Origin of the sequence: Arthrobacter sp. SPG23 (assembly GCF_000876655.1) — a bacterium.
GTDB lineage: Bacteria > Actinomycetota > Actinomycetes > Actinomycetales > Micrococcaceae > Arthrobacter.
Window position 1 is genome coordinate 81,519 of record NZ_JYCN01000017.1, and the last position, 13,653, is coordinate 95,171.

General features: G+C 66.3%; 12 protein-coding genes. 9 read left to right on the forward strand and 3 right to left on the reverse strand.

Going from position 1 to position 13,653, the window contains the following annotated elements; translation table 11 throughout:
- The first annotated feature begins 21 nt into the window (after positions 1–21).
- The 7 genes from TV39_RS10225 (at position 22) to TV39_RS10255 (ending at position 7,957) form a co-directional block, all read left to right on the forward strand.
- Positions 22–795: an HD domain-containing protein gene (locus tag TV39_RS10225; protein WP_043481270.1), complete on the forward strand. Its 774-nt coding sequence runs from the start codon at positions 22–24 to the stop codon at positions 793–795.
- A complete protein-coding gene (locus TV39_RS10230; protein WP_043481272.1) occupies positions 792–2,312 on the forward strand; it encodes an aldehyde dehydrogenase family protein in 1,521 nt (506 codons plus the stop codon). Before TV39_RS10225 ends, TV39_RS10230 begins: the two co-directional genes overlap by 4 nt.
- Before the next feature lie 202 nt (positions 2,313–2,514).
- On the forward strand, positions 2,515–3,570 hold the full coding sequence (locus TV39_RS10235) for an acyltransferase family protein (protein WP_235347342.1): 1,056 nt from the start codon (positions 2,515–2,517) through the stop codon (positions 3,568–3,570).
- 53 nt (positions 3,571–3,623) lie between these two features.
- The gene (locus TV39_RS10240; protein WP_235347343.1) at positions 3,624–6,338 is read left to right on the forward strand and encodes a bifunctional polysaccharide deacetylase/glycosyltransferase family 2 protein; all 2,715 of its coding nucleotides are present in this window, start codon (positions 3,624–3,626) and stop codon (positions 6,336–6,338) included.
- 65 nt (positions 6,339–6,403) lie between these two features.
- Complete coding sequence (locus tag TV39_RS10245) at positions 6,404–6,607, forward strand: hypothetical protein (protein ID WP_043481273.1); 204 nt, start codon at positions 6,404–6,406, stop codon at positions 6,605–6,607.
- Between the two features lie 50 nt (positions 6,608–6,657).
- Positions 6,658–6,939, forward strand: coding sequence for a hypothetical protein (locus tag TV39_RS10250; protein WP_082049672.1), 282 nt, complete (start codon positions 6,658–6,660; stop codon positions 6,937–6,939).
- A gap of 79 nt (positions 6,940–7,018) precedes the next feature.
- The gene (locus TV39_RS10255) at positions 7,019–7,957 is read left to right on the forward strand and encodes a 5'-3' exonuclease (protein WP_200890999.1); all 939 of its coding nucleotides are present in this window, start codon (positions 7,019–7,021) and stop codon (positions 7,955–7,957) included.
- A gap of 44 nt (positions 7,958–8,001) precedes the next feature.
- On the opposite strand, the gene TV39_RS10260 is transcribed toward TV39_RS10255, so the two are convergent.
- The 3 genes from TV39_RS10260 to TV39_RS10270 all read right to left on the reverse strand — a co-directional run bounded on the left by TV39_RS10260 (position 8,002) and on the right by TV39_RS10270 (position 11,407).
- A complete protein-coding gene (locus TV39_RS10260) occupies positions 8,002–8,769 on the reverse strand; it encodes an SDR family NAD(P)-dependent oxidoreductase (RefSeq protein ID WP_043481277.1) in 768 nt (255 codons plus the stop codon).
- A gap of 39 nt (positions 8,770–8,808) precedes the next feature.
- On the reverse strand, positions 8,809–9,831 hold the full coding sequence (locus TV39_RS10265) for a LacI family DNA-binding transcriptional regulator (protein WP_043481279.1): 1,023 nt from the start codon (positions 9,829–9,831) through the stop codon (positions 8,809–8,811).
- Positions 9,832–9,946: 115 nt separating this feature from the next.
- Positions 9,947–11,407 carry a sugar porter family MFS transporter gene (locus TV39_RS10270; RefSeq protein ID WP_043481280.1) on the reverse strand — a complete coding sequence of 487 codons (1,461 nt, stop codon included), beginning with the start codon at positions 11,405–11,407 and terminating at the stop codon, positions 9,947–9,949.
- Positions 11,408–11,613: 206 nt separating this feature from the next.
- Between TV39_RS10270 and TV39_RS10275 the strand changes: the two genes are divergently transcribed.
- Both TV39_RS10275 and TV39_RS10280 read left to right on the forward strand, forming a co-directional pair.
- Positions 11,614–12,078 carry a GatB/YqeY domain-containing protein gene (locus TV39_RS10275; RefSeq protein ID WP_043481281.1) on the forward strand — a complete coding sequence of 155 codons (465 nt, stop codon included), beginning with the start codon at positions 11,614–11,616 and terminating at the stop codon, positions 12,076–12,078.
- Between the two features lie 114 nt (positions 12,079–12,192).
- Positions 12,193–13,461, forward strand: a complete 1,269-nt coding sequence (locus TV39_RS10280; RefSeq protein ID WP_200891000.1) for an MFS transporter — start codon at positions 12,193–12,195, stop codon at positions 13,459–13,461.
- The last annotated feature ends 192 nt before the right edge of the window (positions 13,462–13,653 follow it).

Sequence of the window (13,653 nt, forward strand, 5' to 3'; positions counted from 1 at the left end):
GGCCGCACCCGAAGGAGCACCATGACCACCCCCAAGACCCCGGTCGCCGACACCGGCACCGCGAACCCGGTCACCGACAGCCCCGCGGCCGGCGATCTCGCCGCCGTTGATTCCGCGACTGCGGATTTCGCCGCCGCATACCCGGTCCGTCCGGTCCCGGCGCAGGGACCGGTGGACACCGCCCCGATCGCCACCACCCCGGCAGCGCTCCACGAACTCGACGGGCTCTGGCAGGCAGTGGTGCACGAGACGCGCACCCGCGGCAACGACATCCACCTGCCGATCTCCCTCGCCTTCGCCGAGCGGCTCTGCCGCGCCTACCCCGAGGCCGACGCTGAACTGGTCCGGGTGGCCACCCTGCTGCACGACACCGGCTGGGCCCATGTGGACGAATCCCGCATTATCTCCGAGGGCTTCGCGGGGGACTGGCGCAAGGCCGCCATCCGCTACGAACACGAGAAGCAGGGCTGCGACGTGGCCCGCCGGGTGCTGCCGGGCCTGGGCTACTCCATGGAATTCATCGAGCGCGTCTGCATGATCATCGACGGCCACGACACCCGCCCGGTGGCCAAATCGCTGGAAGATGCGCTGATGCGCGACGCCGACAGGCTGTGGCGCTTCGACCAGGCAGGGATTGCCCTGGCCTCCTCCTGGTTTAACATGGATCCGGCCACCTACACCGACCGGCTGGCTGAGGAAATCGTCCCCGAGCTCATCACCCAGGCGGCCCACGACATGGCTTCCGCGGACCTGAACCGTTCCATCGCCCTCCTCAAGACAGCGGTCATCCGATGAGCGCCGCCACGCACGCCGCCCCCGCCCGGGCCGCCCGCGCCGCGCTCAACCTGCCCTACACCCACGTGGACGACATCTTCATCAATGGCGCCTGGACCGCTGCGCGCGGCACAGGCCGCAACCCGGTCACCGACCCCGCCACCGGCGAACTCTGGGGCTCCGTCCCGGACGGCGCCCCCGAAGACGTGGACGCCGCCGTCGGCTCCGCCCGCAAAGCGTTCGACGGCGGCGACTGGCCGCGGCTGGCACCGTCCGAACGGGCGGCATACCTTGTGCGCATTGCCGAGGAAGTGGAGAAGCGTGCGGACGAACTCTCGCTGACGAACACCCGCGAGAACGGATCGCCGGTCTCCGAATCCGCCGGAGCCGCTGCCAACGCCGCAGGCATCTTCCGGTACTTTGCCACCCTCGCCGACTACCTGGAGCGCGAGGACGTGCGGGCCTTCCCCAAGGGCGGCGGCGAATCCGTGGTCCGTCGCGAACCGATCGGCGTGTGCGCGCTGATCGCGCCCTGGAACTTCCCGATCAACCTCGTGGTCATCAAGCTCGCCCCGGCGTTGCTGGCCGGCTGCACAGTGGTGATCAAGCCTGCCTCACCCACCCCGTTGTCGCTCCGGGTGATCATAGACGCCGTGGCCGCCGCCGGTGTCCCGGCCGGCGTCGTCAACCTCGTCACCGGTTCCGGCCGGCTGGGAGATGCGCTGGTGAAGCACCCGGAGGTGGCCAAGGTGGCCTTCACGGGTTCGACGCCGGTGGGCCGCAAGATTGCGGCGGCCTGCGGCGAGCTGCTGCGCCCTGTCACCCTGGAACTTGGCGGGAAGTCCAGCGCGATCGTGCTGCCGGATGCGGACCTGGACGCGATGTCTAAGGTCCTGATCCGCTCCTCGATGCGCAACACCGGGCAGACCTGCTACATCTCCACCCGTATCCTGGCCCCCGCCAGCCGCTACGAGGAAGTGGTGGACATGGTCACCAGCACCATCGCCGCCGGCAAGCAGGGCGACCCGCTGGACCCGGACACGGTGTTCGGCCCGTGCGCCACCGAGTCCCAGTACCGGACCGTGCTCGAGTACGTGGAGTCGGGGCTGGCCGAAGGCGCCCGCGCCACCACCGGCGGACGAGCGGCGTCACTGGGCGGCGGCCTCGAAGGCGGGTATTTCGTGGAACCCACGGTGTTCGCCGACGTCACTCCGGACATGCGGATCTCCCGCGAGGAGATTTTCGGCCCGGTCATCTGCATCCTGAAGTACAACGACGCCGGCGGCAACGCAGATGAGGCCGTGGAGTTGGCGAACAACACGGAATTCGGCCTCGGCGGTTTAGTCTTTGGTGCCGATCCGGAGGTCGCGCTGGCCGTGGCGGACCGGATGGACACCGGCTCGGTGGGCATCAACTTCTTCGCCTCCAACCACGCCGCGCCTTTCGGCGGCCGGCACGATTCCGGCCTCGGAACCGAGTACGGCGTCGAGGGCCTCAACGCCTACCTGAGCTACAAGTCCATTCACCGGAAGGTGTAGGAACGCCCGGAAGTCAGGTTTCGTTCAGCCGGACCTTGGATAATGGAACGAGGCGCGGCGCCCGGGAACACCCCGGGCGCCCGGAATCGAATCCATCCAGTGGGACTGCGGAGGTCATTTGGCGTTGCTAGTTGATGGGAGAGCCGGGACGGCTGCCGGGCAGACCGTCGGGCAAGGTACGGTGCGGCAAAGGCTGGACGGGTTGGACGTCCTCCGGGGTGCCGCCGTCGGTGCCGTTCTGCTGGGACATTCGTGGCCAGGAGTATTTCAAGGTGCCGGCATCGTCGGAGTGATTGTCTTCTTTGTGCTGAGCGGCTACCTGATCACAGGGGTGTTGCTGAGGGACATCGAACAGCATCGCAAAGTCCGTTACGGCCGTTTCTATGCGCATCGGGCTTTCCGGTTGTTACCGGCGCTCATCGCCTTCCTTGGCGTCTACGCCGTCGTTGAACTGACGGCGGACGTCCTCGGGGACCGATCCAAGGGGATCATCGGCTATACCCTCCTGGCCGGTTTCGGCTACCTGAAAGACCTGCCGCTGCCTTTTGACGTCAGCATGGCGATCGGGCCGCTCTGGACGCTGGCGGTGGAGGAACAGTTCTACCTGATCTGGCCGGCACTGCTGGTGTTCGCGCTGGCGAGGAATCGCCAGGGACAGCTGATCGGATGGTCTGGCGCCGTCGTCTTTTTCCTGATGACGGCGAGCGTCCTGGCCATGCTGATCCTGGCTCCGCACCTGCACTCCCTGGTCTATGCGCTTCCGACGACGTGGGGCCTGGGGCTGATCATCGGTTCCGCGCTGCGCCTCTACCGGGTCAGGATGTTCAGCTGGTTCGCGGGCCGCCGGCCCCGGCGGCTGGCCCTGCTTGGCGCCGTCCTTGTCCTCGCCGCGCTGGTGTTCTTTCCCAAGGCCAACGAGTCGCCTGCCTTCTTTTTTGTCGGAGGTCCGCTGGCCATGGCTGCCGCGGCCGTCCTGGTGGTGCTGGCCGCTTCCCGTTCGCAGATGATGCCCCGGTGGACGCGCCCGCTGCAGATGCTGGGCACTGTCTCCTACGCGGCGTACCTCTGGAACTATGTGGTCATTCTCTGGCTCAACGGCGGATCGACAGCCGATCTGCCGCCGCTCGTAGCCGTGTCGGCCATCGCGTTGACCCTGCTTGTGGCGGTCACCAGCTGGTACACCGTGGAAAAGCTGGGGCGCGTGGGGCGCCACCGCTTTGACGCGTACTTTCAGGCCAAGGCCGACGCCCGGGCGTGATGAGGGTCATGCTTTTGGGATGCGGATCTCTGATCCCCTAAGGTTGATGCCCGATGGAAGCTTTTGATGAAACGTCGGATCAGCCGAGGTCTGCGCCGCCGCGCGGGCCGGTCTTTGTGGATGAATCAGGACGGCGCCTGCGGCTGGTGAAGCTTCTTGGCCTCGGGTCCCTCGGCCTCGTGGCAGGGTACGTCGTCCTCCTGGTGGTTGCTTTCATTGGCGGGTCCAATATAGCGGCGCCGTACCTGCCGCTGCCTGCCCGCCCGGCAGCACCCGCGGCCCAGGACGTTGCTCCTTCCCCTTCGGCGCCGGCGTCCAACGAAGCCGCGCCGCCGGCTCCCCGGGCTGTCCCGGCCGAACCTGCAGCGCAGGCCGCTTTCCAGGCTCCGGTGATTACGCCGTCAGCCGTTCCGGTGGCCCCACCGACTGCTGGTACGGACAGTGGTACTGACGTGCAGCAGACGCCCCCCCTCGGCGCCCGTTACCGTTCCTGCGCCGGCCACGGAGCCGACGGCGCCGGGCAAGAGCGGGACGGCGCCGGGCCAGGCCACCCGGCCGACTGCCCCGCCGCAGCCGTGAGTGTGAGGCGGGCGGTCAAGCCCGCAGTCAAGCCCGCAGTCAAGCCCGCCGTTCCCGTCAGCGTAAGGGCTCACTGGTTCGTCCTTATCGCGGTCCTGTTGGCGCTGGGTGTTGCCCTCGCGGTGCAGGGATACATGCACCACCTCGCGGGGATCGGTGATGACTCCGCGCCGTCGAGCACGTCTGCGGGAAGCGTGCCGAATGCCGTCTCCGGTGGCGGACCGGTGGTCGATTCCCGTGGCGCGGCCGTCCGTAGCGTGAGCCCGCCGGACCAGACGCTCGCACTGACGTTCGACGACGGACCGGACCCCGTCTGGACGCCTCAGATCCTTGACGTCCTGCGGAAGCATCACGTTCGTGCGACGTTTTTCGTGGTTGGTTCTGCGGCGATCGACAACCCCGACCTCATGCGCCGCATCGTTGCCGAAGGTCACGAGATCGGCGTTCATACGCTCACCCACACAGACCTCGGCACTGCTCCGTCGTGGCGACGTGAACTCGAAGTCCAAGGTGCCCAGGAAGCCATCGCCGGTATCACCGGTCATGCGACCTCGCTGCTGCGTCCGCCGTACAGCTCGGGGAACGATGCGATCAACGACAGCACCTGGTCGGCCATGCGAACGTCGGCGGACGAGGGATACATCACGGTGCTGAGCACCGTCGACAGCGAGGACTGGCGGCGGCCGGGCGCCGCGGCTATCGAACAGAATCTCGCTCTGTCCGGCCCCAAGGGGCAGGTGCTCCTGATGCACGACGGCGGTGGCGACAGGGAGCAGACCGTTGCCGCGCTCGATTCCGCGTTGTCGCGATTCGCCGACCAGGGCTATCGCGTGACCAGCGTCGGCGACGCAATCGGAATTGACAGCATGCGCGAGGCCTCCACAGCGGAGCAGATGACGGGAACGGCGTTCGTGCGGGGCATCCAGTTCAGCGATTTCGTCGTAACGGCCATCTCGTGGGGACTGGTTGCGGCAGGCATCGTGACGCTTGTCCGCGCTGTCCTCGTGATCGGCTTCGCGGCCCGCCACAGCCGGGCTGCGCGGCGTGTACAGACGGTCAGCCGGGGCCGGCGACGGGTGGACGTGCCGGTCAGGCCGGAGATCACGGAGCCGGTCAGCGTGATCGTCCCCGCTTACAACGAGGCCGTCGGCATCGAAGCCGCGGTCCGTTCCATCGTCGCCTCGAACCATCCCGTTGAGATCATCGTGGTCGACGACGGCTCAACCGACGGGACCGCAGACATCGTGGAAGCGCTCGGCTTGCCGGGCGTGACCGTGATCCGGAAGGAGAACGGCGGCAAGCCGTCCGCCCTTAATGCCGGGCTTGACGCTGCCAGCCACGACATTGTGGTGATGGTCGACGGCGACACCGTCTTCGAACCGGACACGGTCCAGGCACTCATTCAGCAATTCGCTGACCCGCGGGTCGGGGCCATTTCCGGTAACACCAAGGTGGCCAACCGCGGCGGCATCCTCGGCGCCTGGCAGCATATCGAGTACGTCGTTGGCTTCAATCTGGACCGCCGGCTGTTCGACGTCGCGGAGTGCATGCCAACCGTCCCCGGCGCCATTGGTGCCTTCCGCCGCGACGCCCTCGTGCGGGTCGGCGGAGTCAGCGACGACACGCTCGCTGAGGACACGGATCTCACCATGTCGCTGTGCCGCGACGGCTGGCGCGTCGTGTACCAGGATGATGCCCGTGCGTGGACCGAGGCCCCCGCTACCCTTGGCGCCTTGTGGAAACAGCGGTACCGCTGGTGCTACGGCACGTTGCAGGCAATGTGGAAGCACCGCGGCGCGGTGGTGCAGCGGGGAGCGGCCGGCAAGCTTGGCCGGCGCGGGCTCGGCTACCTGCTTGTTCTCCAAGTGCTGCTTCCCCTGTTCGCCCCTGTCGTAGATGTTTTCGCTGTCTACGGACTGATCTTCCTAGATCCGTTCCGGATTGCGGCGTTGTGGTTCGTCTTCCTGGTCGTTCAGATGCTCATGGCCGGCTATGCCTTCCGGCTCGACAGCGAACGGCTCGGGCCGCTCTGGACGCTTCCACTCCAGCAGTTCGTCTATCGGCAGCTCATGTATCTCGTCGTCATCCAGTCTGTAGTCACCGCATTGGCCGGTGTCCACCTTCGCTGGCATCGAATGGAGAGGTACGGCAGCCTGCGCGTCCCGCCCGCCGCTGAAGGTCAGGCGTAGCCGGCACCGTCCTTGGAGACGGGCCTGGGGAGTAGGGTTGGGCCTTAGTCGACGAAGGAGTCAACATGAGCTACAAATATCGAACCGTCCGGGTTCGGGGTACCGAGCTGGTTGGAACGATTGCCCGGAAGCATGGCGGTGCGCCCGAAATCTACGAAACGTCCAAAGACCCGAGTACATCAGTGGTACCGGTGTTCTTCGAGGAGACGGGCGAGGTCCGGTTCTTCGACCGCTCGGTGCTGGAGGACGTCGTGAAGCCGGCCAGTTAGCCGCAATGGCAACGGTGGACGCGGGCCGAAGTGCCGAGCATGATGAAGCCGTGACTTCCGATGACTCTGCCAACGCCGGGACGCCACGCCGGGCCACTCCGGCAGATGCCGCGACGGTTGCCCAACTGCTCCACGACTTCAACACCGAGTTCGAGACGCCCACCCCGGGCACAGCCGAACTGACGTCGCGGCTCTCGCTGTTATTGGCGGGGGACGACGTAGTCATCGACGGCGAGGACATTGACGCCCGCCGATTTTACGAAGCGCGCGGGTTCAGCAACACGGAGCCGAACGGCACGGAGCCGATGCTGTATTACTACCGGGAGCTCTGAAATTACTACCGGGAGCTCTGAACTGGATCCCGGGCGCCAACCGGATTCTCAAGGGAGCCCATCCGTGTCAGGATCAGGTATGCCCCACCGCCTGATGCTGCTGGACACTGCCTCTCTGTACTTCCGCGCGTTCTACGGCGTGCCCGACACGATCCGCCGCGCCGACGGCACTCCGGTGAACGCCGTGCGCGGCCTGCTCGACATGATCGCGCGGCTCACCACGGATTACCAGGCGACGCACCTCGTTGCCTGCTGGGACGATGACTGGCGTCCGCAGTGGCGGGTGGACCTCATCCCGAGCTACAAGTCGCACCGGGTGGCAGAGATAGTGGCCGGTGGTCCCGACATCGAAGTGGTGCCGGAAGCGCTGGAAGCGCAGATCCCGATGATCCGTCGCGTGCTTGAGCTCGCCGGCATCGCCGTCGTGGGGGCTGCTGAACATGAGGCCGACGACGTCGTCGGCACCTATGCCAGCCAGGCCGGCGTTCCGGTGGACGTGGTCACGGGAGACCGCGATCTCTTCCAGGTGGTCAGCGACGACCGCGGCGTGCGGGTGATCTACACCGCGCGCGGCATGAGGAACCTCGAGGTCGTCACCGACGCGGTAATCGTCGGCAAGTACCGCGTGCTGCCCGAGCAGTATGCCGACTACGCGATCCTGCGCGGCGACACCTCCGACGGGCTGCCCGGCGTCACCGGCATCGGCGAGAAGACCGCCGCGTCGCTGCTCGGGGAGTACGGCACCCTCGAACTCCTGCTCGAGGCGGCGGCGGATTCGCAGAGCGGGCTGTCCGCGCCCGTACGGGCGAAACTCGCAGCGGCCACGGACTACCTCACAGTGGCACCCGCCGTCGTGAACGTCGTTCGCGACCTCGGGCTGCCGACCCTCGAGGAGGCGGGCGCGCAGCTGCACCCTATAGTCGGCGACTCGCGCGCGGACCTCGAAAGTCTGGCCACCGAATGGAACCTTGGCGGCTCAGTCAAGCGGCTTCTCGACGCGCTGGACCGACGGCACTGAGGGCTTTCTGACGGGCGAAGGAACGGTTGAGTCGTTTCGTCTTTTCAGAAGAGCGTAATGCCGCTGAGTTCGGCGAGTTTGTCAGTGAGCCGGTCTTGGAAATCGGTGTCGTTGACTTCCGGGGCGGGGTCCCGCTGCTGGCGGTGGTACCAGTACTTGCCGGACATCAAGGCAGCGGGGTCATTGCTGACGGCGAGCCAGCTCTGCGTGTCGTGGCCCATGGCGAGGTCGTCAGGGGCGCTGGCACCGCCCATCCTGGTGGGCACCCAGCCGGGGTCAACGGAGTTGCTGAGCACGTCGGGCCAGTGCCGGGCGACGGCGGCGGAGAGCGCGGAAACGTGGAGCTTGCTCTCGGAGTACGCCGCGCTGGCATTCCAGCGCCGTTCGGTCCACTCGATGTCGCGGAGGTTGCCGCCGGCCCCGAGGTGCATGCCGCTGCTGACGTAGATCAGGCGGCCGGGCCGCTGGATCAGTGCGGTGAGTATGTAGGGGGCGAGCACGTTGACGGCCAGGGTGCGGGAGTGTCCCTCCGGAGTCGAAACGCGTCCATGCGGGAGGTAGACGCCGGCGTTATGGATGATGGCGTCCATCCGCCCGTGCTCGTTGACCTGCTCGGCGAGGTCCAGGGTTTCGACGGCGCTGCTGAGGTCACCAATCACGACGCCGGCCGCTTGCGGCGCGACTTCATCCAAGGCGGCCGCGCGTTCCCTGGTGCGGGCGTGCAGCAGGACCTCATGGCCTTCGTTGAGAAGCGTCCGGGCATTGGCAAGGCCGAGTCCGTCCGTCGAGCCGGTGATGAAAATGCGAGCCATGAGGGTCCTTTTCGTGGGCAGCGAGTCGGCCGTTTAACGTCAGTGCGTCAATGCCGGCGCGGTGCTGTTGCGGACCACCAGGCGCGGGGTCAGCACTTCGGTGCGTTGGGGCAGGGAGGGCTCCGCCATGCGTTCGAGGAGCAGCCGGGCAGCGCGAACGCCGACGTCACGGCTTACGGGGTCAACGCTCGTGAGGGAAAGGTGCCGGATTCCGGCCAGGTAGGTGTTGTCATAGCCGACGAGTGAGAGCTGTGCGGGGACGCGCATGCCGTGGTCGTCTGCGGACGAGAGCGCCCCGACGGCGAGGACGTCGTTGGCGGCGAGCACCGCCGTGGGTGGCCGCCCGCTGTCGATGAGGCTGTTCATTGCCTCGAAGCCGGAATGTTCGCTCAGGTCCGTGTGCACCACGCGGATCTGCTCCTGGAGGCCATGGCTGGCCATCGTGTCCTGATAGGACTTGGCCCGCAAGGCGGCTGAGCCGGTGGACGCAGTGAGGTAGGCGATGTCCTTGTGGCCGAGGCTGATCAGGTGTTCGACGGCGATACGCGCCCCGGCGACGTCGTCGTTGGTGACGAGGTCCGCGGAGGGAAGCTCGAATGCGCGTGCCCCGACAACAACGGTCGGGGTATGCGCGGTGGCGCGCAACAGGTCGTCGTCGGTCTGCACGTCTCCGGCGATAATGAGCCCGTCCACTCGGAGTTCCATGAATGCAGACACCGGGCTCTCGCCCGGCCGGGCCAGGTAGGTCGGATCGCTGAGGACCATGCGCAGGTTCTGCTCGCCGAGTACGCTCTGCAGCCCGTCGAGCAGTTCCACGAACCAGGGATTTGCCAGATCATCCAGCAGTACCCCGACAATGCGGGTACGTCCGCTGGCCAGCCAACGGGCAGCATTGCTGGGTCGGTAGTCGAGTTCTGCGATGGCCTCGGCAACAGCCTGCCGCTTTTCCGCGCTGACTTTGGGGGAGTCCCGCAGCACCAGCGAAACGAGGGCGCGGGAGACACCGGCCACCCTCGCGACGTCGTATATCGTGGCGCGTTTGGACGCTTCCTGGTGCTTCACTTCACTCCCGGACGATCGGCCGCTTTCTGCAGGTAAGCGTATCGCGGCCGGGGCGGCACTCTGCCGCCCCGGCCGCGATCGACATGGTTGTCTGGCTGGGGGAGATGGGCGGACCCTAGTTGGCCGCGGCCTTCGCGCCCGGCGCCGTTGCGGGCGCGATGACGGGCAGGCTGCCGGTGCGGAAGTGCACCTCCAGTTCTTCCAGCGACTGTCCCATGGTCTCGGGAACAAACTTGGACACGAAGACCAGGGAAGCGATGTTCACCAGGACGAACACAGCGAACGTTCCCGTCGAGCCCAATGCCACAACGAGGATCGGGAACAGGAAGGAGATGCCGGCATTGACAGTCCAGAGGGCAAAGACTGCGATGCCCATGGCAAAGCCGCGGATGGCCATCGGGAAGATCTCCGAAAGGAGGAGCCAGACGCAGGTGCCGATAAAACACTGCACGAAAGCGACGAACAGCATCATGGCGGCCAGGATGGTGTAGCTGACGAAATCCGACTGCGGCAGCATGAAGACGACGGCGAGGATCGCCTGGGAGGCGACGACGCCGGAGAACCCGATGACAAGCATGCGGCGCCGCCCGATGAAGCCGAGCAGGTAGATGCCGAGGACGGTCATCAGCACCGAAGTCACGCCCACCGCGACGGTGGCTACCAGTGATGCGCTGACGCCCAGTCCGCTGCGCTCCAGGATGGTGGGTGCGTAGTAGTTCACCGTGTTGATGCCGGTTGCCTGCTGGACCACGGCCAGGCCGATGCCGATCCACAGCAGCTTGCGCATCCACGGATTGTTCTTCAGGTCACGCCATGCGTGCGAGCGCTCAGTCTTTGCGGTGGTGGCGGATTCCACGATTTCCTTGTATTCGAAATCGGCTTCCTCGGGGCTGCGGCTGAGGTCGAGAATGCGACGGCTGTCCGCAAACCGTTCCCGGATCGCGAACCAGCGGGGCGATTCCGGTAGGATGAGCATGCCGATCAGCAGGGCGATTGCGGGGAGGGAGGCCACGCCCAGCATGAGGCGCCAGACCTCGGGATCATGGATCAGCGTGTCAAGAAGGGCGTTGATGGCGAAGGCAAGCATCTGGCCGGTCACGATCATGAGTTCATTGATGGTGACCATGCGGCCGCGCAGGTGTGCCGGCGCCATTTCTGCCAGGTAGAGGGGGCAGGTGACGGCTGCGGCTCCAACGCCGAGGCCCAGGATAACTCGGGCCACAACCATGAAGCCGACAGTCGGTGCAATCGCGCAACCCAGGGCGCCGACAAGGAAGAGCAGCGCGCAAACAAGGAGCGTGCCGCGGCGGCCGAGCGTATCGGCCAGCCTGCCACCGCTCAGCGCGCCGACCGCCGCACCCGGGAACAGCAGGGCACTGACCACGGTGGCTTCTTCGACCGGGCTCATGCTCAGTGAATCCTGCATGTAGAGCAATGCGCCGGAGATAACCCCGGTGTCGTAGCCGAAGAGAAGGCCGCCGAGAGTGGAGATGACAGTAAGGCGGGTCAGATACCCGCGATGCTTGGAGCCGGGTTTGTTCCCCGGTGCGGTGGGGTGTGCTGCGTGCAACGACATTGTTGACTTCCTCGGATCGTTTGTCCCGTCCAACTGGACCGTCGGTGGGGGTCCCGGCGAGTGCGCCAGGTCACGTGCTGCCACCAACGTTAGAGCGCTCTAATAAAGGAGTCAAGACTTTGTGCTGACATGCGGTCAAAGAGTGCAGCTGTCAGGGCGGCACCGAGCAGGGACAATGGAAGCAAAGCCAACGGAATGAGAACACCATGACCACGCTCAAAGAACGCCTCCACGGCGACGTCGTGATCCACATGAAAGACCGGAACAAGGTGGCGCTCACCACGGTGCGCAATGTACTCGGCGAGATCGAAACACGCGAGAAGTCGGGCAAGACCCCGATCGAACTGGACGACGCCCAGGTAACCGGCCTGCTGCAGAAGGAAGCGGCCAAACGCCGCGACACAGCGAAGATCTACACCGAAGCCGGCGAAGCCGATCGCGCTGCGGCGGAAATCGCCGAAGCCGAGGTCATCGAGGCCTACCTGCCCAAAGCACTGACGCGGGACGAGGTGGAGGCCATTGTCGACGAGGCCATCGCCGGGCTGAAGGCCGAAGGCCAGGAGCCGTCCATGCGGCAGATGGGCGCCGTGATGAAGCCGGTCACAGCCAAGGTCGCGGGTCGCTTTGACGGCAAGACCGTCAGCGAGATCGTCCGGAGCCGCCTCGCCTAGCACGGTGGGTGGAGCCTGCCCCGGGTCGCAGCCGCACGGGCACTGGTGAACGCAGGCCGAGGGGACGAGAATAGGCTCGTGCTCCCACCTCGCCCCGGCGGGGACGTCAACGCGATGAGCGCCGCCGCCCGAAGGATTCAGCGCATCTATCTCACGTTGACGCTGGGCAATACCGTTGCGGCTTCCTTCATCTGGGGTATCAACACCCTCTTCCTGCTGGATGCCGGGCTCAGTAACCTCGAGGCCTTCGCCGCGAATGCCTTCTTCACGGCGGGCATGGTGCTGTTCGAGGTTCCCACCGGGGTGGTTGCCGACGGCTGGGGGCGCCGCGTTTCGTTCCTGCTCGGCACGGTGACCCTGGCGGTATCCACCTACTTCTACTATCTGCTCTGGCAGCTTTCCGCCACGTTCTGGTGGTGGGCACTGGTGTCGGTCCTGCTCGGTCTGGGCTTCACCTTTTTCTCGGGCGCGGTGGAGGCCTGGCTGGTGGACGCGTTGCGTTTCTCGGGCTACGAAGGCGGCCTCGAGGCGGTGCTCGGGCGCGGAGTGATGGTGTCGGGTGTTGCGATGCTCGTGGGTTCGGTGGCTGGCGGCGTGATCGCGCAGGTTACGAACCTCGGTGTGCCGTTCCTGATCCGAGTAGGGGTGCTGCTGGCGATGTTCATCGTGGCCTTCCGGCTGATGCACGACGTCGGGTTCACGCCGGAGCGTTCGGCCCACCCGGTGCGGGCGGTCCGTACCGTCCTTGCCGCCTCGATCGAGAACGGTTTGAAGAACCCGCCCGTGCGTTACGTGATGTTGGCCGCGCCGTTCAGCGCCGGCGTCGGGATCTACGTTTTCTATGCCTTGCAGCCCTACCTGCTGGAGCTCTTTGGCGACCCTAAGGCCTACTCCGTGGCGGGGCTGGCGGCGGCAGTTGTGGCCGGAGCCGAGGTGCTCGGCGGCTGGCTGGCGCCGCGGATCCGGCGCCTGGTGCGAAAGCGCACCACCGTGTTGATCATTAGCGTCGGGCTTGCCGCACTGATTTTGGTGGTGCTCGGGTTCACCCGGATGTTCTGGGCGGCGCTGGCCCTGCTGACACTCTGGGCGGTGGTGGACGCCGCGGGCGTCCCCGTGCGGCAGGCCTACCTCAACGACATGATCGCCTCGAAACAGCGGGCAACCGTGCTGAGCTTCGACTCACTCATCGGCTCTAGCGGCGGCGTGGTGGTGCAGCCTCTGCTCGGCCGCGCAGCCGATGCCTACGGCTACGCGGCCTCGCTGGCGATCGGCGGCCTGATCCAACTGGTCTCCGTGCCCTTCCTGGTAGCGAGCCGCCGCCAGGGATCCCCGGCCGATCTGGCCAACGTCCCCGTAAAGACGGACGAGACAGACGAGTTGTGAACGCCCGGATCGATCACTTGGTGAGCGCCGCCGATTCGCTGGAACAGGGTGCGGCGTGGTGCGAGGTAACATTCGGCGTCTGCTGCGCGGCATTCCGCTGCAGGCGTTCGACGTACTGCCGGCACCGTGTCCACGGCCCGGCGAAGCGGCTCCCGCCCCGCTGAGCGGCCCCAGCCGCGCTCACCCCGCAAG

Bases quoted from the DNA above. Each gene is read 5' to 3' on its own strand.
- TV39_RS10225 (WP_043481270.1), top strand. From the start codon at position 22: ATGACCACCCCCAAGACCCCGGTCGCCGACACCGGCACCGCGAACCCG.
- TV39_RS10230 (WP_043481272.1), top strand. From the start codon at position 792: ATGAGCGCCGCCACGCACGCCGCCCCCGCCCGGGCCGCCCGCGCCGCG.
- TV39_RS10240 (WP_235347343.1), top strand. From the start codon at position 3,624: ATGGAAGCTTTTGATGAAACGTCGGATCAGCCGAGGTCTGCGCCGCCG.
- TV39_RS10245 (WP_043481273.1), top strand. From the start codon at position 6,404: ATGAGCTACAAATATCGAACCGTCCGGGTTCGGGGTACCGAGCTGGTT.
- TV39_RS10255 (WP_200890999.1), top strand. From the start codon at position 7,019: ATGCCCCACCGCCTGATGCTGCTGGACACTGCCTCTCTGTACTTCCGC.
- TV39_RS10260 (WP_043481277.1), bottom strand. From the start codon at position 8,769: ATGGCTCGCATTTTCATCACCGGCTCGACGGACGGACTCGGCCTTGCC.
- TV39_RS10270 (WP_043481280.1), bottom strand. From the start codon at position 11,407: ATGTCGTTGCACGCAGCACACCCCACCGCACCGGGGAACAAACCCGGC.
- TV39_RS10275 (WP_043481281.1), top strand. From the start codon at position 11,614: ATGACCACGCTCAAAGAACGCCTCCACGGCGACGTCGTGATCCACATG.
- TV39_RS10280 (WP_200891000.1), top strand. From the start codon at position 12,193: ATGAGCGCCGCCGCCCGAAGGATTCAGCGCATCTATCTCACGTTGACG.